Origin of the sequence: Nocardiopsis sp. NPDC006198, from assembly GCF_040613895.1 — a bacterium.
In the GTDB taxonomy this organism is placed as follows: domain Bacteria; phylum Actinomycetota; class Actinomycetes; order Streptosporangiales; family Streptosporangiaceae; genus Nocardiopsis; species Nocardiopsis tropica.
In genome coordinates, this window is the sequence record NZ_JBEXSY010000001.1 from 239,487 (window position 1) to 264,458 (window position 24,972).

Annotated in this window: 24 protein-coding genes; 16 read left to right on the forward strand and 8 right to left on the reverse strand. The window is 71.1% G+C overall.

Annotated features, from left to right (window positions below; genetic code table 11):
* Positions 1-70: 70 nt before the first annotated feature.
* The 5 genes from ABZ234_RS01155 to ABZ234_RS01175 form a co-directional block, all read right to left on the reverse strand.
* Complete coding sequence (locus tag ABZ234_RS01155; protein ID WP_355010485.1) at positions 71-739, reverse strand: hypothetical protein; 669 nt, start codon at positions 737-739, stop codon at positions 71-73.
* 464 nt (positions 740-1,203) lie between these two features.
* Complete coding sequence (gltS, locus tag ABZ234_RS01160; RefSeq protein ID WP_355010486.1) at positions 1,204-2,409, reverse strand: sodium/glutamate symporter; 1,206 nt, start codon at positions 2,407-2,409, stop codon at positions 1,204-1,206.
* On the reverse strand, positions 2,406-3,353 hold the full coding sequence (hutG, locus tag ABZ234_RS01165) for a formimidoylglutamase (RefSeq protein ID WP_355010487.1): 948 nt from the start codon (positions 3,351-3,353) through the stop codon (positions 2,406-2,408). Before hutG ends, gltS begins: the two co-directional genes overlap by 4 nt.
* Positions 3,350-4,090 (reverse strand): IclR family transcriptional regulator, encoded by a 741-nt coding sequence (locus ABZ234_RS01170; RefSeq protein ID WP_355010488.1) that lies wholly within the window; start codon positions 4,088-4,090, stop codon positions 3,350-3,352. The genes hutG and ABZ234_RS01170 overlap by 4 nt, the downstream gene beginning before the upstream one ends.
* Positions 4,091-4,352: 262 nt before the next feature.
* Positions 4,353-5,087 carry a hypothetical protein gene (locus ABZ234_RS01175; protein WP_355010489.1) on the reverse strand — a complete coding sequence of 245 codons (735 nt, stop codon included), beginning with the start codon at positions 5,085-5,087 and terminating at the stop codon, positions 4,353-4,355.
* A 1,212-nt stretch (positions 5,088-6,299) separates the two neighbouring features.
* Between ABZ234_RS01175 and ABZ234_RS01180 the strand changes: the two genes are divergently transcribed.
* From ABZ234_RS01180 to ABZ234_RS01215, 8 genes are all read left to right on the forward strand, one after another.
* On the forward strand, positions 6,300-8,390 hold the full coding sequence (locus tag ABZ234_RS01180) for a UvrD-helicase domain-containing protein (RefSeq protein WP_355010490.1): 2,091 nt from the start codon (positions 6,300-6,302) through the stop codon (positions 8,388-8,390).
* Positions 8,391-8,790: 400 nt separating this feature from the next.
* Positions 8,791-9,840 (forward strand): STM4015 family protein, encoded by a 1,050-nt coding sequence (locus ABZ234_RS01185; protein WP_355010491.1) that lies wholly within the window; start codon positions 8,791-8,793, stop codon positions 9,838-9,840.
* Positions 9,841-10,011: 171 nt separating this feature from the next.
* On the forward strand, positions 10,012-10,728 hold the full coding sequence (locus ABZ234_RS01190; RefSeq protein WP_355010492.1) for a class I SAM-dependent methyltransferase: 717 nt from the start codon (positions 10,012-10,014) through the stop codon (positions 10,726-10,728).
* Positions 10,729-10,876: 148 nt separating this feature from the next.
* Complete coding sequence (locus tag ABZ234_RS01195; RefSeq protein ID WP_355010493.1) at positions 10,877-11,587, forward strand: response regulator transcription factor; 711 nt, start codon at positions 10,877-10,879, stop codon at positions 11,585-11,587.
* Between the two features lie 171 nt (positions 11,588-11,758).
* A complete protein-coding gene (locus ABZ234_RS01200) occupies positions 11,759-13,000 on the forward strand; it encodes a cytochrome P450 (protein WP_355010494.1) in 1,242 nt (413 codons plus the stop codon).
* Positions 13,001-13,041: 41 nt separating this feature from the next.
* Complete coding sequence (locus ABZ234_RS01205; protein ID WP_355010495.1) at positions 13,042-13,239, forward strand: ferredoxin; 198 nt, start codon at positions 13,042-13,044, stop codon at positions 13,237-13,239.
* Positions 13,236-14,453: an FAD-dependent oxidoreductase gene (locus tag ABZ234_RS01210; RefSeq protein ID WP_355010496.1), complete on the forward strand. Its 1,218-nt coding sequence runs from the start codon at positions 13,236-13,238 to the stop codon at positions 14,451-14,453. Before ABZ234_RS01205 ends, ABZ234_RS01210 begins: the two co-directional genes overlap by 4 nt.
* On the forward strand, positions 14,440-15,276 hold the full coding sequence (locus tag ABZ234_RS01215; protein ID WP_355010497.1) for an SDR family oxidoreductase: 837 nt from the start codon (positions 14,440-14,442) through the stop codon (positions 15,274-15,276). The genes ABZ234_RS01210 and ABZ234_RS01215 overlap by 14 nt, the downstream gene beginning before the upstream one ends.
* Positions 15,277-15,520: 244 nt before the next feature.
* On the opposite strand, the gene ABZ234_RS01220 is transcribed toward ABZ234_RS01215, so the two are convergent.
* The 3 genes from ABZ234_RS01220 to ABZ234_RS01230 all read right to left on the reverse strand — a co-directional run bounded on the left by ABZ234_RS01220 (position 15,521) and on the right by ABZ234_RS01230 (position 17,361).
* Positions 15,521-16,135 (reverse strand): hypothetical protein, encoded by a 615-nt coding sequence (locus tag ABZ234_RS01220; RefSeq protein ID WP_355010498.1) that lies wholly within the window; start codon positions 16,133-16,135, stop codon positions 15,521-15,523.
* A gap of 172 nt (positions 16,136-16,307) precedes the next feature.
* On the reverse strand, positions 16,308-16,493 hold the full coding sequence (locus ABZ234_RS01225) for a DUF397 domain-containing protein (RefSeq protein WP_355010499.1): 186 nt from the start codon (positions 16,491-16,493) through the stop codon (positions 16,308-16,310).
* A gap of 28 nt (positions 16,494-16,521) precedes the next feature.
* Complete coding sequence (locus ABZ234_RS01230) at positions 16,522-17,361, reverse strand: helix-turn-helix transcriptional regulator (protein WP_355010500.1); 840 nt, start codon at positions 17,359-17,361, stop codon at positions 16,522-16,524.
* A 969-nt stretch (positions 17,362-18,330) separates the two neighbouring features.
* On the opposite strand from ABZ234_RS01230, the gene ABZ234_RS01235 reads away from it, so the two are divergent.
* The 8 genes from ABZ234_RS01235 to ABZ234_RS01270 all read left to right on the forward strand — a co-directional run bounded on the left by ABZ234_RS01235 (position 18,331) and on the right by ABZ234_RS01270 (position 24,966).
* Entirely contained in the window at positions 18,331-18,858 is a 528-nt protein-coding gene (locus tag ABZ234_RS01235) for an ATP-binding protein (protein WP_355010501.1), read from the forward strand.
* 405 nt (positions 18,859-19,263) lie between these two features.
* Positions 19,264-19,635 (forward strand): hypothetical protein, encoded by a 372-nt coding sequence (locus ABZ234_RS01240; RefSeq protein WP_355010502.1) that lies wholly within the window; start codon positions 19,264-19,266, stop codon positions 19,633-19,635.
* A gap of 344 nt (positions 19,636-19,979) precedes the next feature.
* Positions 19,980-20,426 carry a hypothetical protein gene (locus ABZ234_RS01245; protein WP_355010503.1) on the forward strand — a complete coding sequence of 149 codons (447 nt, stop codon included), beginning with the start codon at positions 19,980-19,982 and terminating at the stop codon, positions 20,424-20,426.
* 21 nt (positions 20,427-20,447) lie between these two features.
* The gene (locus tag ABZ234_RS01250) at positions 20,448-21,068 is read left to right on the forward strand and encodes an SAF domain-containing protein (protein ID WP_355010504.1); all 621 of its coding nucleotides are present in this window, start codon (positions 20,448-20,450) and stop codon (positions 21,066-21,068) included.
* Positions 21,069-21,099: 31 nt separating this feature from the next.
* A complete protein-coding gene (locus ABZ234_RS01255; protein WP_355010505.1) occupies positions 21,100-21,930 on the forward strand; it encodes a hypothetical protein in 831 nt (276 codons plus the stop codon).
* Positions 21,927-23,249 carry an ATPase, T2SS/T4P/T4SS family gene (locus tag ABZ234_RS01260; protein ID WP_355010506.1) on the forward strand — a complete coding sequence of 441 codons (1,323 nt, stop codon included), beginning with the start codon at positions 21,927-21,929 and terminating at the stop codon, positions 23,247-23,249. Before ABZ234_RS01255 ends, ABZ234_RS01260 begins: the two co-directional genes overlap by 4 nt.
* On the forward strand, positions 23,246-24,091 hold the full coding sequence (locus ABZ234_RS01265) for a hypothetical protein (RefSeq protein ID WP_355010507.1): 846 nt from the start codon (positions 23,246-23,248) through the stop codon (positions 24,089-24,091). The genes ABZ234_RS01260 and ABZ234_RS01265 overlap by 4 nt, the downstream gene beginning before the upstream one ends.
* Positions 24,088-24,966, forward strand: coding sequence for a type II secretion system F family protein (locus ABZ234_RS01270; RefSeq protein ID WP_355010508.1), 879 nt, complete (start codon positions 24,088-24,090; stop codon positions 24,964-24,966). Before ABZ234_RS01265 ends, ABZ234_RS01270 begins: the two co-directional genes overlap by 4 nt.
* The last annotated feature ends 6 nt before the right edge of the window (positions 24,967-24,972 follow it).

The following is a 24,972-nucleotide window of genomic DNA, read 5'->3' on the forward strand; positions in this document are numbered from 1 at the left end:
CCCGCCCCGTCCCGCCGCCGCCCGTCGCCCCGACCGGGCTCGGGGCGACGGACGGCGGCCCGGTCACCGGTCAGACCACGAAGAACGTGAACGCCCCGTACATCGAGATGCTCAGGGTGTACTCGTCGACCTCCCCGGTCGCCTCGTCCAGCGCCTGGCACGTGAACGGCGCGTCCGTGTCGGGCTCGCCGCGTACGAGGTCGGCCTCCATGTCGCAGAGCACGTACTCGGTGTCCGCCTGCACGCGCAGGGTGTCCTCGACCGCCTCGCGGATCAGCGGCCCGTCCACGAGCTGCGGCTGGTAGGAGACGAGGATGCCGGAGGACTCCACCGTGATCGCGTACTCGAACTCCTCCCCGAGGAAGTTCACCGTGCACGTGGCGGTCTCCCCCTCGGTGCCCGCGATCTCCGGGCACTCGGAGGTGGCGTCCGGGTCCACGACCGACGCGAAGATAGAGACCTGCTCCAGGGCCTCCCAGGCGATGCGGTCGCCCAGCGGCGCGGAGCTGTCGGGCTCGGCGGGCAGGTCCTCCGCGGTCACCTCCGGCGCGGCGTCGGGGATCGGGCCCTGGTTGAAGTCGGCGGTGTCGACCTCCGGGGTCTCCTCCTCGGTCACCTCGGCGGCCTCCGGGGCCGCTTCCGGCTCGGGGTCGGCCCCGCCGCAAGCGGCGAGGACGAGGGCGGATCCGGCGGCGGCCACGCCCAGGGTGATGCGGCGCGTGAGGGCAGGGTTCAGCATGTGTACCTCGGGGGTTCGGTGGAGGATCGGAGCCCCGCGTGGCGCAGGAGGCTCAGGTAAAGGGAGTGCTCAGACGCCGGATTTGTTGCACGCCGACGCCATATCGTGACCCGAGGCTCTCCCGCGACTCCCCGGGTGACGCCCGCTCCACAGCCGCTTCCGCGTCCCGCCTGACCTGACCGAACCTCCGGTAAGGCCGGTCGCCCCGCCCGGCCCGCGCCCGGGCCCTCCCAGGCGCCCGGCCCAGGGGCACCGACAGCGGGATCGCCCCGTCCGCGGCCGTCCAGGCGTCGGTGGCGGTGTCGAGGCAGGAGATCACCGACGCCCCTGCGGCTCGGGTGCTCTCCGGCCCCTTCCACCTCCAGGACGCCCCGCGGCCCCCCGCCCCGGAGCGGGACCCCGGGCCGAAACGACGAGGGACCCCCAGGTCGGCGACCTGGGGATCCCTCGTGAGGCGGCTCGGGTCAGGCCACCGCGTTGATGCACCACACGATCCACGGCAGCGCCACGATGTCGATCAGCACCGCACCGGCCAGCGGGACGATCAGGAAGGCCTTCTCCGAACGGACCCCGAAACGCCGGTTGAAGGCGTCCATGTTCGCCATCGCGTTGGGGGTGCCGCCCAGGCCGTGGCCGACCATGCCGGCCGCCATCGTCGCGGCGTCGTAGCCCTTCCCCAGCAGGCGGAACACGACCAGCGCGACGAACAGCAGCAGGACGACCACCTGGACCGCGAGGAGCAGCACCAGCGGCAGGGCCAGCGCGTACAGCTCCCAGATCCGCAGGCCCATCATGGCCATGGTGAGGAACAGGCCGAGCGACAGCGAGGACACCAGCGACAGGGCGCCCTGGTGCATGCGCAGCCCGAACCGGTCACCGACGTTGCGCGCGACGGCCGCCACCACCATGGCGCCCACGTACGCGGGCAGCACGAACCCGGTCGTCTCGCTGAACCACGTGCCCAGCGCGACCCCGGCCACCATCACCACGCCGATCAGCACGGCGGTGTTCAACAGCGGGCCGTAGCCCACCGGCTCCTCCTTCTCGCCCTCTTCCGCCTCGACTGCGGCGGGCGTGGCGGTGTCGGCGGCCGCGGGCACCTCCACCTTGTGGCGCCGCATCAGCCAGGAGGCCATCGGACCGCCCAGCAGACCGCCCGCGACCAGGCCGAAGGTGGCCGCGGCGATCGCGATCGCGGTGGCGCCGTCGGTGCCCAGGGCCTCGGCGGTGGGGCCGAACGCGGCCGCGGCGCCGTGGCCGCCCTCCAGGGCGACGGCGCCGGCCATCACGCCCAGCACCGGGTCGATGCCCAGGGCCGTGGCCATGCCGATGCCCACCACGTTCTGGAGGATCGCCAGGGTCCAGCACGCCAGCAGGTAGACGATCAGCAGCTTGCCGCCCTTGCGGAGCAGGCTGACGCTGGCGCCGAGGCCGATGGTGGTGAAGAACGCGATCATCGCGGGCTCTTGCAGCGTGGTGTCCAGCTCCAGCTGGGCCACGCCGGTCTCCCGCAGCGCCAGGACGGCCAGCGCGAACGCGAAACCGCCGATCACCGGGCCGGGGATGCTGAACCGCTGGAGGAAGCCGATGTGGCGCCGGGCGAACTCGCCCAGGAGCAGCAGGACGACGGCCAGGGTGGTGGTCTGGATCAGGTCCAGGGAGATGTTCACGAGTTCCGTCCTCTGGCCGCGCGCACGCGGTCCACCATGCGTGCGGCGACGCGCGCGGTCCGGCCGTCCACGTCCAGGGACGGGTTGAGTTCGGCCACGTCGAACAGGGCCAGCCGTCCCGAGGCGGCGACCTCCTCGACCACGGCCTGCACCACCTCGGTCGGAACGCCGAGCGGCGAGGGGGCGCTCACCCCGGGCGCCACCCATGCGGGCAGGGCGTCCAGGTCGAGCGTGAGGTAGACGTCGTCCACCGTGTCCAGGAAGGAACGGACGAAGGCCAGCACCCGCTCCAGGCGGGCGGCGGTGCACCGGTCGTCGGTGAGGTACTCGACGCCGAGCCGGTCGGCGCGGTCGAACAGCACGGGGGTGTTCCCGGCCTCGTTGATCCCGACGACGGCGTACCGGAAGTCGCGTCCCCGGGCCCGCTCGGCCTCGCAGATCTGGAGGAAGGGTGTTCCGGAGGTGGGCTCCGGCTCCTCACGCAGGTCGAAGTGGGCGTCGATGTTGAGCACGCCCAGAGTGCGGGTCCGGTCCGGGCCCAGGCCCTCGTCCAGGCCCAGGTAACTGGCGTAGGCGACCTCGTGGCCGCCACCGAGCACGACGGGGAAGTGCCCGGCCCTCATGGCCCCGGCCACCACCGAGCCCAGCGCGCGCTGGCCGGCCTCCAGGTCGCCGTCGTCCACGCGGACGTCCCCGGCGTCGTACAGAGCCTCGTCCCGGTGCAGGGCGAGCGGGGCGAGCGCGCGGCGCAGGGCGGCGGGTCCCTCGGCGGCGCCGGTGCGGCCCCTGTTCCTGCGCACGCCCTCGTCGGAGGCGAAGCCGACGATCGCGGTTCCGGCCCGGCCGGCGTCGTCGAGCGGGCGCACGGTGGTGTGCCAGCGCCGGTGTTCGGCGCCGGGGCCGTCGTCGCGCCCGGTCCAGACGGGGGGATCCACCCTGTTCAAATCGTTCCTCCACTCAGGTCACGCGCCGCCTCTTTGACGAGGCGGACGTAGTAGGGGCGCCGGCGCTCGGTCAGCGCCGCCGGGGCCATCACGGTGACGACCCCGTTCAGGGAGCCCGAGTCGCCGAGCACGGGGGCGCTCGCGCCCCACACGCCCTCGTCGAGGGCGCTCTCGCTGACCGCCACGCCCTGCTCCCGCACCAGGGGGTGCGCGGCCTCCAGGGCCCGCACCCGTTCGGCGGGGAGCCGGTAGGCGGCGTACACCTGCCGGCGCCGTGACTCGGGGAGGTGGGCCAGCAGCGCCTCGGCCGTGGCCCCGCGCAGCAGCGGCTGCACGGCTCCGCGGGTGTAGCAGCAGCGCAGCACCCGGGCCCCCTCGACCGCGTCCACGCACAGGGCCTCGGTGCCGACCGGCACCATGAAGGCCGCCAGCTCGCCGGACTCGTGCGAGAGCCGTTCCAGCCGTGGGCCGATGGCGGTGCGCTCCAGCGCGCCGTTGCGGTACTTCTCCGCGAACCGGACCGCCACGGGGCCGGCCCCGTAGGCGGTACCGACACGCTGCACGAACCCGGTCGCGGACAGCCGGTCCAGCATCCGGTAGACGGTGCTGACCGGGATGCCGGTGGCCTCGGAGACCTCCGAGGCGGTGGCGCGTTCCGCTTCGGCGAAGACCATCAGCACGCCGAGCAGGCGGTCGGTGGTCCGACCCGCGTTGCCGGACGTCGCGTCGGCTGACATGGCGCCCCCTCTCCCGGACCTGGCCAGCTCCGAGCGGCGCTCGGGACCGGCTCACTCTATGGATCGGACAAAAGGTATGAAAAGGGCAAATTCTCATCCGATGAGAAGGCTACGTTCCGATCCGCGCCCGGGAGTCCGACCGGTTCTGTGAGGCTGCACTCAGCCGCCACCCCTGGCGGGGGACACGAAAAAAGGCCCTGCTGAGCAGGGCCTTCGCCGGAGGGCCGAGGGGACGTCGACCGCCTCCTCGGGAGGACCGGTCCTAGTACTCGGTGATCGACTCGGCGACGCCCTCGACGACCCGGACCTCGGCCGTGACGGAGGTGCCGTTCGCCAGGGTGGCGTCGAACTCGTCGAAGTCGCAGATGACGTCGCCGGTGTCGGGGTCCTGGACGCCCCCGGCGCAGGCGTGGACACCGGCGTAGATCACGGTGTCCTCGGCCACGAAGAACGCCGTCCCGTCGATCATGTACTCACCCGGGGCGATGTACTCCAGCTCGCCCCGCACGACGGCGGAGCCCCCGGGTGTCCCGGCGGCGCCCTCGCCGGGAGCCGCCCCGGGCGCCGGCTCGGCCTGGCGGTCGTTGTCGTACTCGGTGATCGAGAGGGCGTTCCCGGGCTCCTCCACCTCGGCCTCGGCGTACACGGGCGCGCCGCCCTGCACCGCGGCCTCGAGCGACTCCAGGTCGCAGTCCACGACGCCGAAGCCGTTCTCGTCGAGGCCGTCCTCGGCGGGGCAGGCGTTGAGGCCGCCCAGGATCTGCGTCTCCTCGGTGACGAAGAAGGCCTCGCCGTCGATGCTGAACTCGCCCGGGGCGATGAACTCCAGCAGGCCGACCCGGGGTTCCGTCACCACCGCGGCCCCGTTGCCCTCACCCGCGTCCGTACCGTCCGCCACCGCGTCGATCACTTCCCCGGAGGAGCACGCGGCGGAGCCGAGGACCACCAGGCCGGAGGTCGCGAGAGCCAGGACGGTGGTACGGAAATTGCGGTTCATGCGATTCCTTTCTCCCCGAGGGAAGAGATGTGTCATGAAAGGTGAGGGTTTTCGTGTATGACTGTGGCGGGGATTTCGGGAATGGAGAACACGCGCGGTGGGGGAGGAGCGGTGTCTCTTACAACCCGGGAAAAATGCGCTCCGATGGGCGCTTCCCTGCCGGTCGATCTCGTCGAGAGGTGCCGTGGCCTCTAGCTATGCCTCATCGGCGTCGGGATCGGATGTGTCGGGCTCGTTCCGTCATCGACGCGTGTCCGAGTTTGTGCATTTCGGTCGCCCGGCAACGCGGATCGCCCTTTCTCCTGTGCTCGGCGGGACGCTCCCGGCGCCGCTCCTCTTGTGTCCGTGGTTTCTTTCTGTGCCTTCTGATGGCAGAGGGGACAGAGGAGTTCTCCCGGATCGCGAAGTTTTTTCGGCACCGGGCCGAGACGGCGACCCCCAGGACGAAGAGCCTGCTCAGGACGGTACGGCGGGCCCGGTCGGGGAGGGCCGGTGGGTGCGGCGTCCCCCGGTTTCGGGCCTGAGCCCCGATTGCCCATCCCGCCCGACCTCCTCACCCGGCACGGACTCGGGCTGCGTGCTTCCCGAAGGCGCGTGCACCGGACTGCCACCGCGACCGCGGACCTTTCCCGGCAACGGCGCCCTCGACGGTGCCGTGAGGAGCGGCCACCGCGCCGCGGTGGAGGCCCTGCGCAGGGTCCGCGGCGAGGGTGTTCCGTCCGGGCGGCGCCAACGGCGCACCGCGCCGCCATCCACTCCGCGTACGCGATGGGCAGGGCAACCGGCCACGCTCGAACGCCACACGCCGCGAACGCGTTCGGCCCCGGCTGCGCACGGACCGACGCCGTCGCCCCGGGCCATTCATGTAAGTGGTCGACCGAGGGCATTCGGCAACATCCGACACCTGCTACCGGTTTTTCCCGTGGCACCGAGAATGCAGTCGTGGATATCGGCTGACAGAACGCCCGACCGAACGCAACCGGCCGACCGCCGGACTCCGCGACCCTGCCCACCGCCCTCGGCAGCCACCATGCCCGCGATTTCTGCTACAGCACCAGGAAGAAGTGACCACACTCACGCTAACGAATATTTCGCTGTTTCGCGGTGTTACGCTCCTTGCTTCTACCGTGAAACGGAAAGGGTAGATTTCGAGTGCCCCCACGCAATGCCACCCCATCGCCGAATGGCGACCATGCCGCGCAGACCGCAGCCGTGGCCGAGGAACAGCTCGTCCTCGACGAGGCCTTCACGCGCCGCGACGAGATACTCCAGTACCTCGATGCCGAGATCGCGGTCCCGGCGGGCGACACGACCGGGCACGCCCGGCTGCGCATGATGGCCAACCGCCGCGAGGAACTGCGGCGCGCGGACCGGGGTCTGATCTTCGGCCGGCTCGACGCGCTCGACCGGACAGTCCTGCGCGTGGGGCGCGTCGGTGTGCCCAGCCCGGGGGACGACAGCGATCCCCTGGTCATCGACTGGCGCGCACCTGCGGCAAGGCCCTTCTACACCGCGACCCCGGTCGACCCCCAGGGTCAGAGCCGACGCCGCCACATCCGTGTCGACGGGCGGGAGGTGACCGGCGTCGACGACGAGCCGCTCGACGGATCGGAGGCGGGTGAACTGGTCGGCGAGGGCGCCCTGCTCGCGGCCCTCGGAGAGCGGCGCACCGGCCGCATGGGTACCGCGGCGGCCACCCTGCAGCGCGAGCAGGACGAAGTGGTCCGCGCCGACTCCCGGGGGCCGCTGGTCGTGCAGGGCGGCCCGGGAACCGGCAAGACCGTGGTGGCACTGCACCGTGTGGCGTACCTGCTCTTCACCTATCCGCAACTCGCCGCGCAGGGCGTCCTGGTCCTGGGCCCGTCCCTGCGCTTCCTGGAGTACATCACCCAGGTGCTGCCTGCACTCGGGGAGACCGCCATCGTGTCGGCGACCTGCGACGCCCTGGTCCCGGGAATCGGCGTGGAGCGTGCGGAGTCGCGAGAGATCGCGGAGATCAAGGGCAGGGGGCTCTGGCAGCAGGCGCTCTCCCGGTACTCGGCCTCGCTCGTCCCTCGGCCCGTCGACCTGGAACTGGTGTGGGAGGGGGAACGGTACACGATCGGTGAACAGAGGGTCGCCCGGGCTCTCGCGTCGGCGACGGCCGGGCACTCCTACCACGCGGCGCGCGCCCTTTTCAGCCAACAGGTCCACCATCTGCTGACCGACGCGATAGCCGAGCGCAGCGAAGAGCTGCTGGCGCAGATGGAGGAGGGCTTCGAGGACCTGCTCGCCCGGTTCGACGCCGGAATCACGCGCTCGGACAACCGCGCCGCGAGCAACGGCACCACCGGAACGGATGTCGACGGAGAGCTCACCGAGGAGGACCTGGAGCGACTGCACGACCGGGTCGCCGCCGACTCCGGCGTGGCTGCCACGCTGGAGGGGTGGTGGCCGACCCTCGACACGACGACGGAACTGCGTCGGCTGCTCGGTGACGCGGAACTGCTGCGCCGGTGGGCGCCGGAGCTCACCGACGCCGAAAGGGAGATGGTCGTCGGTGAACCGCAGGAGTGGGCAAGCAGTGACATCCCCCTGTTCGACGCCCTGGACGATCTTCTGGGTGATGTGCAACCGAACGAGGAGCAGGGGGAGTTCCTGACCGACCGTGCCGCGGCACAGCGGGACTGGGTGTACGGGCACGTCGTCGTGGACGAAGCGCAGGAACTCTCCGAGATGCAGTGGCACATGGTCATGCGCCGCTGCCCTTCCCGTTCGGTCACCGCTGTCGGCGACATCGATCAGGCCGAGGCGCCGCACCGGCACACGACCTGGGAGGACGCGGTCGGCGCGGCCTTCGGCACAAGATGGGCGCAAGCCTGGTTGACCATCTGCTACCGCACCCCGCTGGAGGTCATGGCCCTCACCGGGCCGGTACTCCAGAACGCGGGCAGCCGGAACGAACCCCCTCGCGCCGTGCGCGCCTCGGGCGTCGAGCCCTGGGAACGCACGGTGGACGAGGACGGCCTCGCGGCCGAGGCGGTCCGCATCATCGGGGAACTCTCGGAACGGTGGGCAGGGGGCATGGTCGGTGTCATCGCTCCCCGTGAACGCCTGCCGGCCCTGCGCGCGGCGCTGCCCGACGTGCCGGTCCTCTCCGCCACCGAGGCCAAGGGGCTGGAATGGGACGCCACCCTGCTCATCGACGCCCCCGGCATCACCGCCGAACCCCGTGGCTGGAACGGACTGTACGTCGCACTGACACGGTGCACCCAGGAGTTGGGACAACTGCTGGTGACACACGGGGCGGAGACGCCGAGGTGATCTCGACGGCACCGGGAAGGCGACCCTGACCCCTTTCCGGAACACGGCCCCTGGTCCCGGCGCCGCTGAGACGGTCTCCGCGCCCCGGATCTGCGGCCCCTCGCGCAGGTCCGCCGCTGCCCCACCGATGGAGGGGTGGCGGCGGACGTGCTTTTCTCCGCCGGAACGGACCTCGGATATAACGTTCGGTCCGGGTGACGTTGTGTGCACCGTCGTGACGAGCTTCGGCAGGACCTCATAGAGGACCGTTCGGGCTCACCACAGCCCTCGGGAGCGGGCCCGCCGTGCTCGGTGCTCCCCCCTTCGACCATGCGCCGGAGAAACGCTGTGCCCGGCCCCTGCCTGTCCGCGCTCGCTGCTAGACATGTCGCACACCCCTGGCCGGCAAGGAAGAAACACCATGATCCGCGAACACCTCACCGAGTACGCCGGCCTCCCCGTGGTCGAGTTCCTCGACCGGGACGCGGAGGCGCACTACCTCCGGGAGGCCGCCTACAGCGCGCGCAGGAACCACGTGGAGGCCCCGACCTCGACCCCGCACCGGGAGAGGATGGACAAGGCCGAGCTCGCCCCGGACTCGGTGGCGTGGCGGCTCCGCCTCTCCAGCTACACCGAGGAGCTCGTCCCCTACCTGGCCAGGTTCGTCGAGGAGGTGGACACCTCCCGGGTGGTCGCGCTGGTGATCGGCGACTGGGGGTTCGAGGAGGGCAGCGACATCTCCTCCCGCGAGCTCCGGGACGCCCTGATCGCCCACGCCCCGGCCCTGCCCGCACTGCGCTCGCTCTTCCTCGGCGACATCACGTTCGAGGAGAACGAGATCTCCTGGATCCAGCACTGCGACATGGCTCCGCTGCTGGCCGCCTACCCGCACCTGGAGGAGTTCACCGTCCGCGGGGTGGGGGAGACCTACGCGGGGGCCGAAAGGCTCTCCCTGCACGTGCCCGAACACGGCGCGCTGCGCTCGCTCACCCTCCAGAGCGGCGGCCTGCCCGCCGAGGTGGTGCGCCAGGTCCTGACCTCGGGGCTGCCCGCGCTGCAGCGCCTGGAACTGTGGCTGGGCGTGGAGGACTACGGCGGCGACGCCACCCCCGACGACCTGGCGCCCCTGCTGTCCGGGGAGGCTCTGCCCGGGCTCGGGCACCTGGGCCTGCGCAACTCCAGCCGCACCGGGGAGTGGGTGCGGGCCCTGGCCCAGGCCCCGATCACGGCCCGCCTGTCCTCGCTCGACCTGTCCCTGGGCACCCTGTGCGAGGACGACGTCGAGGACCTGCTCGCCGCCGTTCCGGCGTTCTCCCACCTGGAGCGCCTGGACCTGCACCACCACTACCTGGGCGAGGAGACCGCCGAGCGGGTGCGGGCGGCCTTCGCACGGGCGGGGGCGGAGGTCGACGTGTCCGACCGACAGGAGGCCCGTCAGAAGGACGACTACTACCCGGCTGTCGGCGAGTGAGCCGACTCCAGCCCCGGACCGGGTGAGTCCGCGCCGCCGGCCGCTGCCGCCGACGCCGCACCGGGAGCCGTCTGTGAGGTCATCGAGCGCGACGACGGCCACATCAGCGCGGCCTTCGCCAGCCGCTACTTCACCCCGGCCGACGAGTTTGCCTCGCTCGACCGCGAGGCCGTGGACCTGGCCGGGGGCCGGGTCCTGGACGTGGGCGTCGGCACCGGACGCCACGCCCTGGCCCTCCAGGCCTCGGGCAAGGACGTGGTCGGCCTCGATCCCTCACCCGGCGCGGTCGAGGTTGCCCGCCAACGCGGTGTGGACGCCCGCCTGGGCTCCATCGCCGCCCCGCCCGCGGACATCGGCCGCTTCGACGCCCTCCTGCTCCTGGGCAACAACCTGGGACTCCTCCAAGGACCTGAGCGGGCCCCCGAGGTCCTCGCACACCTGGCGTCCCTGGCCAGGCCGGGAGCCCTCCTGATCGGTACCGGCATGGACCCGAGCACCGCTGACGCCGACCACCGCGCCTACCAGGAGCGCAACCGTCGCGCCGGACGGCTCCCGGGGCAGATCCGCATGCGCAACAGGCAGGGAGTGCTGGCCACGGACTGGTTCGACTACCTGTTGGCCGGCGTGGACGACCTGCGCGCACTGGTCCGCCGGTCCCCTTCGGCCCCGGCCTCACCACGACGGCTCCGGAGGACCGGACGCGCTGCGCGAGGCCGCGGCGGGTGCCGAGGAGAAGGCCGGGGCACGGCCGGAATCCGGAACTCTGTGTCCGGTCCAGCCGTTGTCGTCGTTGCCGTTTCCAGTGCACGCTCCGGAAACGCCCGCGCTCTCGTGCCCGTGGAGAGCCACGGGGAAGCGCCGTGCTCGCGCACCGCCTGTTTCCCCTGAAATGCTCTTGTCCTCGGAAAGGAGCATGGCATCTCTCAGAATCCCGACTCCGCTGCGGAGAACCATGGGAGCCCGCCCAGCTGTCGGCCGCCGACGGCGAGAGTGTCCAAGGAGCTGCAGAAACCCATGGTGGGAGGACCGCTGTCCCATGAGCTCTTCTGACAACAACGGAATCGGCGTGCTGCGGGGGGACGGTGAGCGCATACTCCTGGTCGCCGAAGCCCCGGACGTGGTGGAGGTCCTGCGCCCGACCCTCGGCCTGGCCGGATACGAGGTGGACGTGGCTTCCACGGGAAGAGCGGCCGTGGCGCGACTGGAGCGCACCGGCTACAGACTCGCGGTCGTCGACACGGCGCTGCCCGACCTCAAGAGCATCCCGCGCAGACGTCGCGGGATCGGGGGAACACCGGTCCTCTTTCTGGCTAGCGGTGACTACCTGGAGATGATCCTGCCCGAGGTCGGGCTGAGCGGAGAGGACTACCTCGCCAAACCCTTCCAGATCACCGACCTCCTCGCCCGAGTCAGACTGCTGCTCGACGGGCGCGGTGTGGGCTGCTCGGCGCCGACCCTTCGCCACGGGGACCTGGTACTGGACGAATCCACATGCCGTGCCTGGCGGGGAGGCCGTGAACTCGACCTCACACCCTCCGAGTACCGGCTGCTCGGCTATCTGGTGGCCAGCGTCGGAAGGGTGCGCTCCAAGGACCAGATCGCCGATCACGTATGGGGGGAGAGCCGTGGCGACAACGCGATCGAACGCCTGGTCTCCCGCCTGCGCCGCAAGGTGGACCGGGAAGGACCCGCCCTGATACTGACCCAGCGCGGCTTCGGCTACGTACTCGGAGACCTGCGTCGGTGACCACTCTCCCCGGTGTCGGGGCAGGGGCGTATCCGGACAGGCTTATGTGACATGGGTCATGTCAGGTTCCGGTCAGGTCGGGGTCCGGGACGCGTCAGCACGCGCTGGTTGCATCTGTGCCAGTCGCGTTCCTCGTTCGAGGAACGCGTGGGCATCAGATGAAGGAGACGCATGGTCGACACTGCCGACCCGCAGGGCAGCGAATCCGCGCGACCGGTTCCCGAGTACCCGCAGCCCCGGGACGGGCGCTGCCCGTTCCAGCCGGCCGCGACCGTGCGAAGGCTGACGGCCGAAGCACCCGTGTCCAAGGTGCAGATCTGGGACGGAAGCACCCCTTGGCTGGTCACACGGCACGCCGACCAAAGGGCCTTGCTCACGGACCCCCGCCTGAGCATCAACGAGAAGCTGCCCAACTATCCGCACATGACCCGAGGGCGTGCCGAGGTCGCACCGCACATGCCGGAGCTGATCACGAACACCGACGCCCCGGAGCACACCAGACTCCGACGTACGGTCAACGCACCCTTCACCGTGAAGCGGGTCGAGGCGCTGCGCCCGGCCATCCAGAAGATCGTCGACCAGCTGATCGACGACCTCCTCGCCGGCCCCAAGCCCGCGGACCTGGTCACCAGGATCGGACTGCCGGTACCGACACTCGTGATCAGCGAACTGCTGGGGGTCCCGTACACCGACCACGACTTCTTCCAGAGCTGCAGCAACGTCGCGGTCAGCCACACCGCGACCCCGGAGGAGGCGAGAGAGGCCAGCGGCGCCCTCGCCGAATACCTGGGCGCACAGATCGACCGGAAGACCACGGAACCCGCCGACGACGTGCTGTCGGAGATGGCCTCCCGCGTGGCGGCCGGCGAAATGACGCGCCAGGAGGCCGTGATCATGGGCTCGGCCATCCTCATCGCCGGGCACGAGACGAGCGCCAGCATGATCTCACTCGCCACACTCGCCCTCCTGCGGAACCCGGAACAGCTCGACGCGCTGCGGACCACCGACGATCCCAAGACCGTCGCCCGCGCGGTGGAGGAGCTGCTCAGGTACCTGACGATCGTGCACACCGGTGTCCGCCGCATCGCGCTGGAGGACATCGAGGTCGGGGGCGAGGTCATCCGTGCGGGAGACGGCGTGATCTTCGACGTGGCCGCGGCCAACTGGGACGCGGAGGAGTTCCCCGAACCCGAGCGCCTCGACCTGAGCCGGTCCGCGCGCCAGCACCACGCCTTCGGTTACGGAGCCCACCAGTGCCTGGGACAGACACTCGCCCGTGTCGAACTCCAGGTGGTCTTCAGCACCCTGTACCGACGGATCCCCACGCTGCGCCTGGCCGTGCCCTTCGAGGACGTCGAGTTCGCCTTCGAGGGAGTGGCCTACGGCCTGCGCTCCCTGCCCGTCACCTGGTGACCGCCGACAACATCCGATACCGACAAGAGAGCGGAGTTCCCATGCGCGTGGAACTGGACGAGCCCAAGTGCGTGGCCTCGGGGCAGTGCGTCGTCGCGGCACCCGACGTCTTTGACCAGAGGGACGAGGACGGGGTGGCGGTCGTGCTCGACCGGACCCCTCCAGAGCACCTGTACGACGAGGTGAGCGAAGCCGTGGCGATCTGCCCGGCCGCGGCACTGCGACTGGTGCAGGAGTGAACCGGGTCGTCGTGGTCGGAGCCTCGGCCGCGGGGCTGGCCGCGACCGAGACCCTGCGCAGAGAGGGCTTCGAGGGCACGATCACCCTGGTCGGCGACGAGCCCTACGCGCCCTATGACCGCCCGCCCCTGTCCAAACAGCTCCTGTCCCGGGAGTGGCAGCCCGACCGGCTGCGCCTGCGGTCGGATGAGGACCTGAGCGGTCTGGACATCGACCTGCGCCTCGACAGCGCCGCAACCGGGATCGACCTCGATGCGCATACCGTCGAACTGGCGACCGGCGATGTCCTCGCCTACGACCGGCTGGTCGTCGCCACGGGGGTGAGCCCCCGGCTCCTCCCCGGTTCCGGCGGCCACGTGCTGCGTACTCTGGACGACTCCCTGCGGCTCAGGTCCCGCCTGGTCTCCGGCCGCCGTCTGGTCGTGGTCGGCGCCGGATTCCTGGGCGCCGAGGTGGCGGCAGCGGCTCGCGGGCTCGGCTGCGAGGTCACCCTGCTGGAACCGGCTCCGGTGCCGCTGGCCCACGCGGTCGGTGAGGCCGTGGGGAGCATGCTCGCCGCCACCCATGTGGAGCAGGGGGTGATACTGCGTACCGGGATCGGCGTGGACGAGGTCGTGCCCGAGGGAGTGCGCCTCACCGACGGTGAGGTGGTCCGGGCGGACGAGGTCCTCGTCGCCGTCGGTTCCGTGCCGAACACGGACTGGCTGGAGGGCAGCGGCCTGGAACTCGCCGACGGCATCGTCTGCGACGAGTACTGCTCGGCCGCACCGGACGTGTACGCGGCGGGAGATGTCGCCCGCTGGCACAACCCCCTCTTCGGGACGTCCATGCGGGTGGAGCACCGTACCCACGCGGCCGAACAGGGCATGGCAGCAGCCAGGAACCTGCTGCGCGGTGCGGAAGGCAGGCCCTTCGCCCCGGTCCCCTACTTCTGGTCCGATCAGTACGACATGAGAATTCAGGCCTACGGCTACCTGCGCGGCCATGAGGAGGTCCGGGTCGTGGAGGGTGCACTGAGCGAGCGGCACTTCATCGCCGCCTACCGCACGGGTGACCGCCTCGTCGGCGTTCTCGCGGTCGGTGCCGCCCCCAAGGCGCTCCGGCCCTGGCGGCAGGCGATCGCCAAGGGGAGTCCCTGGGACGAGGCGGTCGCAGGCATCCCACAGACCACCGGGCGGCGTACGGGAGAGGGGCTCTTCGATGCAGCGATCTGACAGCAGAGAAGAGGTCGTGGTCGTCACCGGAGCGGGCGGGATGGGCGAAGCGGTTGCGCGGCGCCTGGGCAGCGGCAGGAAGCTGCTGATCGCCGACTACTCCGAGGCGCAGCTCACCCGCGTGGCCGAGGCGTTGACGGCCGCCGGCTACAGCGTTGAAGCGGTTCCCACCGACGTCTCCGACCGCTCATCGGTGGAGGCCCTCGCACGGGTCGCGGACGCCAGGGGCAGGATCGCCGCGGTCGTGCACACGGCCGGGGTCTCCGCGGCCACCTCGACCGCGAGGAAGATCCTCGAGATCGATCTGCTCGGCACCGCTCACATGATCGACTGCTTCCAACCGGTGACTTCGCCGGGTACGTCCCTGGTGTGCGTCTCCAGCATGGCGGGACACTACGCGTCGCTGAGCCGACAGGACGAACTGGCGCTGGCGACGGCTCCGACGGAGGAGCTGCTCGACCTCGATGTCCTCTCCGGTGTGGGAGAGGACGCCATGACGGCGTACATCATCGCCAAGCGCGCCAACCATGTCCGGGTGCAGGCGGCGGCCCTGGCCTGGAACCGCTGCGGAGCAAGGGTGAACACGGTGAGCCCCGGGGTCATCGCCACCCCCATGTCCGAGGCGGAGGGCGAATCGGCCTCAGGAGGCCACATGATGGCGATGCTGGAGGCCTGCGGTATCGGCCGGAAGGGCACACCGGGGGAGATCGCCGAGGCAGTGGCGTTCCTCGTCGGCCCGGAAGCGCGCTTCATCACCGGGACCGATCTCCTGGTCGATGGAGGACAAGCGGCTTGGATCCGTTGGCACAGGCCGACGGACTGACGGCCCCTTCGGCCCTGGGACGGGTGCTGCACCCGACCCAGGGCCGAAGGCCGTGGTCACGCCGGACCCCGCCGAGCCGCGCGTCTGGCTCCGAGGAACCCCAGGCCCGAGGTGAACACTCCCCGGGCCTGGACGGGCGCATGGGGCCGTAGCTCGTACGCAGGTTCAGCACCTGCGCCCGGTCCCGGTCGCCGGCTCCGCCGGGAGGACGGTCGGGGGCGTGGGCCGTGACCGCGCAGTGTGTCTACGCCGCGTTGCCGGGTGCTTCTCCGTCGGCGTCGTCGTAGGCGTCGCGGAACGCCTCCGAACGGCGGCGCTGACGTGGCGCCAGGAAGAGGACCGAGACGGAGAGTCCGCTCAGGAGGATGGCCAGTCCCAGGAGTACGACGACAAAGGGCGAGACTCCCTCCATCAGGAGGCGGCTGATTCCCTGGAAGGCGTTGAGAAGGGCCGCCCCTCCTAGCACGACGAAGGAAGAGGTCGTCGATTTGCTGCTCAGTTCCTTCTCGACGACGATCCGCCCCAGTTGGTTGGCCTCCGGGTCCGGGCCGAGCCTGCCCTGCCGGACGAGTCGCCAGGCCTCAGCGAGCTTGGCGGGGTCGGTGTCCGCGGGGAAGCGAGGGAACCCGGGATCATGGCGGGCGCGCTCCGTCACCCTGGCGGGCGACGAGAACACGATGATCAGTGCCATGGGGATCGTGAGCACCGCCAGCAGGATCACGGCGATGAGGAGACCCAGCTGCCACGGGCGGCCGGCGGTCACGAACGCGATGAGTCCGCTTGCGCCCATGAGGAGGAACAGGAGGCTCAAGAAGCGGAGGGTGAACGCGCGGGGGTGGTTGTCGCGGTAGATCTGCATTCGGGCTCCCCAGAGGAAGCGCTGGGGACGGGGGGCCTGGGGGCGGGGGTCTCCCGGGGGGATCATGCCCGCAATGTATCGGTACGCGGTGCCAACGGCCGACGATGACCGGACACGCGGAGGTGCCCGGGGAGGCCCCGGTCGGGTCGGCGGGGCCCCTTGCTGGCTGCGGCTAATTCCTCGGGATCGTGCCCAGGAGGGCCGCCCATGACGGGGCGTCGAACTCGATGTGCCCGAGTCTGCGGTTCTGGGTGTCGCGCACGGCCGTCTTCCCGAGCAGACATGCCACTTCGACGCACTGGGGGCCATCGGGGTTGCTGTAGCTGGACTTGCGCCACTCCGCCGCGCTGTCGTTCACGGGAGCCTCGATTCCGGGTCGCTCGTCATCAGATCAGGCCTTCCAGGAAAGTGGATGTGTCCTGGACGGACAGCGCGCTTTCCCGGGTGCGGCTGAACACCAGACTATGGCGGGTGATCTCGGCCTCTGACTCCAGGTAGAAGCCATCCCCGCGCGCTTCGAGGAAGACCACGCTGTCAGCGCTGTTGCCGTTGCTGAAGCCCAGGATGGTGAACGGTAGCCCTGCTGCTGCGTGTGCTCCGGAGGAGAACGGGAGCACCTGGATCTCGACGTTCGGGCGTTGACCGATGTCCAGTAGGTGGTGGATCTGCTCACTCATCACCGCTCCTCCTCCGATCTGGCGTCGGACGGCGGCCTCGTCCATCACGACGGTGAGCAGTGGGGGTTGTTCGCGTTCGAGGAGGGTTCGCTGCCGTTCGAGCCTGCTCTGTAGCCTCTGCTCGGCTTGGTTGCTCGTGCTCCCGACGGCGGCCTCCAGCAGTGCGGAGATATAGGCCGGGGTCTGCAGCAGTCCCGGGACCAGACCGATGTTGAACTCCTGGATCACCGTGGCCTCCGCCTCCAGACCGACGAAGGCTCCGGGGAGGACGTCCTCGTATTGGAGCCACCACGGTTTCTTGGCGCGTGAGTCCCGGGCGATCTGGATGAGTTCCTGGGCTACGTCGACGGGTGCGCTGTAGAGCTGACACAGGGCCATGATGTCGCCGGCCTTCACCCGCTGGAAGTTGCCAGCTTCGAGCCGCTGGATCTTGGCCCTGCTCCAACCCAGGGCCCTCCAGACCTCATCCTGTGTCAGCTCGGCGGTGGTGCGCAGCCTCCTGAGCTGGATGGCCAGGTATCGCCGTCGGACGGGCAAGCCGGTTGCCATGAAACCCCCTCTGTTGTGACCACTGCCAGCGGGTCACAGTCTTCCAGGTCCAAAACGAACAAATGCGACTTTGATGCTTATATTATATGAGGCTCTTGAGAAATGAGGCCGCCTCACTTATTTTTAGAGCATCAGGATCCCCGAGGTCGTCAGGGGTTCCGTGGTTGGTCCTTGTCTCCCGGGGGTGGAGGGTCGGCGGGGCTGGGCTTCGGGGTGTTCTGGTGCATGCATGCGAGGGGTGCTCTGAAATCCGACAGATCGACCAAAGCTGAAATAGTTGCATCTATTTCGCAAATTGTGCTCGTGATGTGAAAAAGAGGCCTTTCGAGAACCTCGGTCGAGGCGACAGAAAAGAAGATGCCCCACTCAAGTGCTTAGGACCACTCGAGCGGGGCGTGATCACCACCTGAGAACGCAGGAGGAGACCGTGGAACACCCTAATGGACGACACCGCAGGCCCCGCCACAGCGCGGCCGGTCGGATGTGGGTCATCGCCGCCGCGCTGATCGCCGTGGCGTTGACCTACGTCCTTGTCCCCCGGAAAGCGTCGAAGGCGCGGTCCGCGATCGCGCAGACGCCACACCGCCCTGCGCTGTCGGCGGGGCTGCCTCGACGCGTACTGCGGGAGGGCGCGTTGGAACTGCCGGAACTCCCAGGCGAGCGGATGCGGATGAGCTCAGCCGTGCTGAACTCCCAGCGTTGGGGGAGTGGCTACCACCGGGAACACCCCGGGAGCCTGCCCGATGGCAACGGCCTCTGGTCGGATCCGGACGAGATCGCGGGCACCCTCGTGCGCCCTTACCTGCCGTCGGTCGCGGAGCAGAGCGTGCTCAGGATTCCCCGGCCCCGAGTCCCTGTAGGTGATCTTCTTGTCGAGCCCGGTGACAGGGGAGGGGCGGACGATCCGGAGGGCCTCAGTGAGCTTGCGGCAGTGGTCCGGGTCTACCTCGACGGGGTCGGGGGAGCGTCATGACGAACCCTCTTCCCTCGCCGTGCTCGGCCTCGGCTCCGGAACTGTCTCCGCCCAGGAGGGCGTCCACGTGGTGGGAGCACCGCTCCTACCCTTCGGAACTCGCCTCCGCCGGCGAGGTCCGTGCGCACCTGAGGACCGATCTGCAGGGCTTCGCATGCGACCTGGTCGACAGTGTCGTCCTGTGCGCGGCCGAGTTGGTCGCCAACGCGGTCAAGTACGCGCCCGGCGGCGACAGCGTTCTCCGAGCCCTGGCGCTCGTGAACGAGCGCACCTTGTGGCTGGCGATCGTCGATGGAGGTGGCGGAGCGAGCGTCCCCCGCATCCCGACCGGGCGCAGCGATGCGGAGTGGGACTGGGCCGAGGGGCAGCGCGGCCTGATGCTCGTGGACGCCCTCGCGGAGCGTTGGGGCCACTACCGGGTGGGTCCGGGGCGGCAGAGCATGGGCCTGAGTGTCTGGGCCTCCTTCTTGGTGGCATCCGAGCAGGTCCCACTCGGGCTGCCGAGGTTCCGCCTCGCGGATTGACCGGGTGGTGATCACGGTGGGCGGCGTCCGATCCGGATGCCGCCCACCGTCGTGCGCAGACGTCGTTCCGACGGCGTTCCGCCTGTTGGGGCAGTGTTTTCGCAGGTAGACGACTTGGACATCGGGGGTCGGTGAGCTTGCCGACAGTTTTCGGCGCTGCCATCCATCGAGAACGACTTGTGCGGAGGGTAACCGAGGGGCTACGTTCTCCTTGATCACTAAGAGTGATCATCATGACACTCCAAGGAGTTTTTTGTGGTGCGTCGCTTCTCCCTGCCCGCCTTGGGGTTGGTGCTGGTCACGGGATGCTCCGTCGGAGTAGACGAAATTCCCGAACCGGTCGTTCGGTCGTCCGTGGCACCTGCGGAATCGGAAGGTTCGGAAGGCACTCCCGAGGAAGAGGCCGTGGCGGTCTACCTGGATTTCTGGGACGCCATCGTTCTGGCCTCGGCCGAGATGGACCCGGAGCACCCGGCTCTGGAGGAACACGCGGTTGATCAAGCGCTGGAGCTGGCACAGGACGGCGTCCAGGGAGTGACAGACGCAGGCCTCGGCATGGAAGGTGAGCCTGCTCCAGACCCCGAGGTGATCTCTGTTGAGCCGACGGACGAACCGAGGACGGTCGTGATCAGGGATTGCCAGGGAGCAGGGGACTGGAGGGTCGTGGGCGAGACCGAGCCTCGGTCTCGCAATGTGCGTGTGGACGCTAAGCTCCAACGGGACCTGTTCGACTGGTGGGTTGTCGACATGCAGGTCTGGGGGAACGACACATGCTGACCCCAACCAGCATTGTCGCTGCGGGGGTTGCCATCCCCTTGCTCGTCGTAGCGCCTGCGTTGCCGCTCCCTCAGGAACCGGATTTCAACGGGGACGTTGCCTGCGAGAAGACCGGCTGTGCGGCTTTTGCCGAATCAGCCCAGCCTGGAAGCACATCCGGCGGCGGAACCACCCACCCGCGCCCCGCCAACAGCGCCCCGGTCTCCCTCTCCGCCGAGTCACCCTGCGTCGAGTGGGACCGCGAGGACCCCGGGTGGTCGTGCGGTGCCTCCACCCGCTCCGAACCGGCAGGTGGCGGCGCGGCCGTCGATCCCCGGACCGCTGCGGAGCGCGCACGGGCGTCGATGGTCCTGCCCGACCTCGCGGTGGGTTCTTCTCCGGTGGCCGAGACGGTCGTGGGCTTCCCGCTCTGGCTGTGGGTGGACCGTTCCGGCTGGGAGCCGGTCAGCGCGACCGCGGCGGTCTCCACGGGTTCGGTGACGGTGACGGCGACCCCGGGCGGGGCCCGCTGGGCGATGGGCGACGGTACGACCCTCGACTGTCCGGGGCCGGGGACCGTGTTCGTCCCGGACCGCCACGAGGCGGACGCCCCGTCACCGGACTGCGGCCACACCTATACCCGCGCCTCCCGGGGGCAGGCCGCAGGGCGGTTCCCGGTCACCGTGACGGTGACCTGGTCGGTGGAGTGGTCGAGCACCGCGGGCGGTAGCGGAACCCTGGACCCGCTGACGACGAGCGCCTCCCGTGCGGTGCGGGTGGCCGAGGTCCACGCGCTGGTCACCGATGGCTGAGTGCGCAGAGACGGAGAGAGCGTGACGACGACGTTGTCCGGACCCCACGTGTCCGAACGGAAGACGGGGAGGTCCCGGCTGTCCCTGCCGCGCCGCAAGGGCTGGAAGCGGCCCTTCGCCGGGGTCGCGGCGGTGGTCGTCGGCGGGGTGGTCGCGGCGTGGGCGGCGGGGCACGAGGAGGAGCGCGTTCCCATGGTCGTCACCGCGGAGGACGTTGCCGCCGGTGAGGCCCTGACCATCGCGGATCTGCGGATCGTTCCGGCCCTGGGGGTGGAGGACCTGGATCTGGCGCCGGTCGACGAGGCCCTCGGGGGCCGCGTGGCGATGCCGGTTCCGGCGGGCACGGTGCTGACCGGGGCGATGCTCGCCGACACCTCGGACTGGCCGGGGCCCGGTCAGGCGGTGGTGGCGGTGCAGACCCAGCCGGGCATGCTTCCGGCTTCGGCGCGGGAGGGCGCTCTGCTGCTGGTGCTCGGTGCCGGGGAGGGAGGGCCCCACAGCGTTCGGCTGCACTCGTTGGGGGAGGAGGGCGATCTCGCGGGTTCCCGTGTGGTGGAGCTCGTGGTCGCCGAGGACGAGGTGGCCGAGGTGGTCGGGGCAGTGGACGAGGGCGTGCGGATGGCGCTCATGTCCGCGCGGTAGGGCGACGGACACAAGAACAAGGGGGAGAAGCATGATCATCGCGGTCTGTTCGCTGTCGGGGGCGCCGGGGGTCACGACGTTGGCCACGGCTCTGGCGGCGGTGTGGCCCACCGGTCCGCTCACGGTTCCGGTGCTGGTGGAGGCCGACGCGAGCGGGGGCGACCTGGCGGCCTGGCACAGGCTTGCCGGGCGTCCGGGGCTGGTCTCGCTGGCGGCCTCGGTGCGGGCGGGCACGGACCTGTCCCTGGTGCAGGAGCCGGGGACGCACGGGGTCCTGCTCCGGCACGGTACCGAGCTTCCCGGTGGTCTGCGGGCGGTGACCGCGCCGACGACCGCGCACGAGGCCTCGGCGGTGGTGGCGGCGCTGGCGCACCGGAGCCAGGTTCTGCGGAGCGGTGTGAGTGTGGTGGATCTGGGGCGGGTGATGCCGGGGACCGCCGGTGCGCACCTGCTGTCCCTGGCGGACGTGGCGGTCTTCACCGTGGCGGGTGGGGACGCCGCGCAGATCCACCGGCTCTCCCGGTGCCGGGACGTCCTGGACGCGCTGGCCGAGAACGGGACGGCGGTCGGTGTGGCGGTGCGCGGCTCCCGGTTCCCCGCGGCGGAGGTCTCGGCGGTGACCGGTTATCCGGTATGGGCGGAGGTGCCGCACGATCCCGCCGGCGCGGCCTTCCTACGGGGGGAGGCCTTCCGGCCCCGCGGGCTCCGGGAGCGTTTCGCCGCCTGGTCGCACGCCCGCCAGGATCCGGAGACGGTGGACTGGATGCCGCTGCTGGCGTGCGCCCGGCGGTTGGCCAACCATGTCGAGGACCTGCCGCCGGCTCCGGTGCCCCTGGGGCATCGGGCGGAGGTGGCGGCGTGAACCCCACGATCCACGTCCCGCAGGGGCTCTCCCCGCACGGGGTGGCCGAGCACCTGGAGGGGCTGGCCCGTCGGCTGGCCGACCGGGTCACCGACGCCCTGGTCCGCCAGGACGCCGGCACCGCCGCCGAGCACGACCGCGGGGCGCAGCGCGAGCGGGCCGACGCGATGCTCTCCGCCCTGCTGGAGGAGCACGCCTGCCACGCCCTGACCGGAGCCGCCCGTCCCCTGGCCGAGCAGGACGAGGCGTGGGTCCACGCCCGCGCCCTGGCGCAGGTCTGCGGGCTGGGCCCGTTGGAGCTGCTGCTCGGTGAGCCGGGTGTGCGCGACATCCACATCAACGGCACCCGCGTGTGGGTCGACCTCGGCGACGGTCGGCGTGAGGAGCGCCCGCCGGTCACCTCCTCCGACGCCGAGCTCGTCGCCCTGGTGCAGCGCCTGGCCGGTCAGGCCCCGGGCGGGGAGCGCCGCTTCGACGCCTCGGCGCCGCTGCTCAGCATGGAGCTCGGTGACGGCGCCCGCCTGTCCGCGGTCATGGGGGTCTCCCGGCGTCCGGCGGTCACGATCCGCCGCCACCCCGAGCGCGAACTCACCCTCACCGACCTGACCGCGTCGGGGATGCTCACCCGTCCGGTGCGCTCCCTGCTCACCGCGGCCGTGCGCGCCCGCCTGAACCTGGTGATCGGCGGGGCGACCGGTTCGGGCAAGACCACCCTGCTGCGCGCCCTGGCCCGCCACATCCCGCCCTTCGAGCGCGTCGTCACCATCGAGGACGCCTTCGAGCTGGGTCTGGACTCCGACGCCGACCTCAACTGCCTGGCCCTCCAGGGGCGGCCGCCCAACACCGAGGGGGCCGGGGAGATCACCCTGGCCGACCTGGTCCGGCACGCCCTGCGGATGTCCCCGGACCGGGTGATCGTCGGTGAGACCCGCGGTCAGGAGACCGTGGCGCTCCTGCACGCGATGACGATGGGCACCGACGGTTCCATGGCCACTGTCCACGCCTCCTCCTCCGCGCAGATCCTCACCAAGCTCGCCACGTACGCCAACCAGGCCGGGGAGCGGCTCTCCCTGGAGGAGGGCGCGGTGCTGATCTCCTCGGCCGTCCACCTGGCCGTGCACATCGACACCGACGACCGCGGCAACGGGCACGTGTCCAGCGTCCGCGAGGTCGTGGGGGTCGACGGCCCGCAGGTGGTGACCAACGAGCTCTACGCCGTGGAGCACGGCGGGTTCACCACGTCGCCGAGCCCGCAGTACGCCCGCAAACTCCTGCGTGCCGGCCTGGACCCGGCCACCCTGTTCGGGGAGGCGACGTGAGCGCGGTTCTGATCGCGAGCCTGGGCGGGGCGGTGGTCGGCCTGGGGCTGGTGCTCCTGCTGCCGGCGCTCACCTCCGGTCTGCCCGGGGTGCGCGCGCGTCTGGAGCGGGGCCGCCACCTGTGGTGGAAGGCCGCCGCGGTGGCCGGGGCGGGGATGCTCACCTGGGGCATCACCGGCTGGCCCGTCGCCGCGGTCCTGGCCGCCGGGGCCGCGTGGTGGCTGCCCTCCGTCCTGGGCCCGGACCGGGCCACACCCGCCGAGGTGGCGCGCATCGAGGCCGTGGCCGGCTGGACCGAGCAGCTCCGCGACCTGATCACCGCCTCCTCCGGGCTGCGGCAGGCGGTCCGGGCCTCCGCGGTCATCGCCCCCGCCGCCGTCCGCGACGACGTGCGGACCCTGTCCCGCGACCTCACCGCCGGGGCGGACCAGGAGGAGGCGCTCACCGCCTTCGCCCACCGCGTCGGCAACGAGACCGCCGACCTGGTCGCCACCGCGCTGTCCATGGCCTCCCAGCGCCACGCCGCCGACCTGGGGCCGCTCCTCACCAGCCTGGCCGAAGCGGCCCGCGACCGCGCGGCCATGCTCGTGCGCACCTCCGCGACCCGGGCCCGCACCCGCACCTCGGTCCGCATCATCATCACCACCGCGGCCGCCATGGTCGTCGGCATGGCCGTCCTCAACGGCCCCTACTTCGCCCCGTTCGACTCGACCGCCGGCCAGCTCGTCCTCGCACTGATCGGCGCCGTATGGGCCGCGGCGCTGGGGTGGCTGACGCGCCTGTCGAACCCGCCGCGCACGCAACGCGTGCTCGCGGCCCACCCGCAGGAGGCAAGGACATGAACACCCTCATCGCCGGGCTCGGCGGCGCCACGGCCGGCGCCGGCCTGTACTGGACCGTGTGGACCCTGCGCCGCCCCACCCTCGCCGAACTCCTGCCGCCGCCGGAGGAGCAACAGGCGCGGCCCGCACCCGTGGGCCCCCTGCGGGCGGTGACGGCCGCCGGCGCGGGGGCCCTCGCCCGCACCGGGTGGCCGGGGGAGCGCACCGGGCGCGACCTGGCCGCGTGCGGCGCCGACGCCGACGTCCACCGGATGGACACCAGCGTCGCCGCCCTCGCCGGCCTGGCCCTGGGGGTGCTCGCGTTCGCCGCCGCGGCGCCGCCGCAGTCCCCGCTTCCGACCCATTACGCCCTGGGCCTGGCCGTCTGCCTGGTGGTCCTGGGGGCGTGGACCCCGACCCTGGTCCTGCGCCGCAGGGCGGCCCGCCACCGGGAACAGCTGTGCGCGGCCACCTCGGTCATCGCGGACCTGGTCGGCGTCGCCCTCGCCGGGGGAGCGGGCGTCACCGAGGCGCTCACCGCCGCCACCCGGCGGGGCCACGGGACCGCCTTCACCCGCATCCGGCGGTGCCTGCACGAGGCCAACCTGCGCACCCGCCCGCCCTGGGACGCCCTGGCCGAGCTCGCCGAACGCACCGGCGTGCGCGACCTGGACGAACTCGCCTCCTCCATCCGCCTGGCCGGGACCGACGGCGCCCGCGTGCGCGCCTCGGTCCGCGCCAAGGCCGCCTCCCTGCGCATCCACCGGCTCGCCGCCCTCGAAGGGGAGGCCCACCGGGCCACCGAGCGCATGACCCTGCCCGTCATGCTCCTGGTCCTCGGGTTCCTGCTGCTCATGGGCTATCCCGCCATCGTGCACGTCACCACCGGATTCTGAACCCAG